This window comes from Herbidospora sp. RD11066 (assembly GCF_054661255.1).
In genome coordinates this window covers 1-302 of record NZ_BAAGDO010000086.1, presented here as the reverse complement: position 1 = coordinate 302, position 302 = coordinate 1, and the positions used below count along the sequence as shown (strand labels likewise).

Here is a 302-nt window from a genome sequence, read left to right as displayed (position 1 = left end):
CTCCCTTGCCAGCAACCACCACATCAGGCCAACAGAGTGAGCACCCTTGTTGTTGCAAGGGATTGCTACATCTACATGCTTTAGTGGGGAGTCAGTGTTGCAGAATGAAATCACTGGAATGTTCACATAGGAAGCTTCAGTCACAGACTGGTGATCAGTGCGTGGGTCACACACAACCAGTAGACGTGGTTCCTTGAAAGCTGCTTGGATCTGATTGGTGAATGTACCAGGCGTGAATCGCCCAGCTACTGCAGTAGCTCCAGTGTGGCTTGCAAACTTCAGGATAGCACGCTGCCCATAGG

1 protein-coding gene is annotated in these 302 nt (G+C 51.0%); it reads right to left on the bottom strand.

Features of this window, described 5'->3' with window-relative positions; genetic code table 11:
- A partial coding sequence (locus ACYQ78_RS39415; RefSeq protein WP_459806107.1) for a 30S ribosomal protein S2 occupies positions 1-210 on the bottom strand: 210 nt, incomplete at its 3' end.
- Between the last annotated feature and the right edge of the window lie 92 nt (positions 211-302).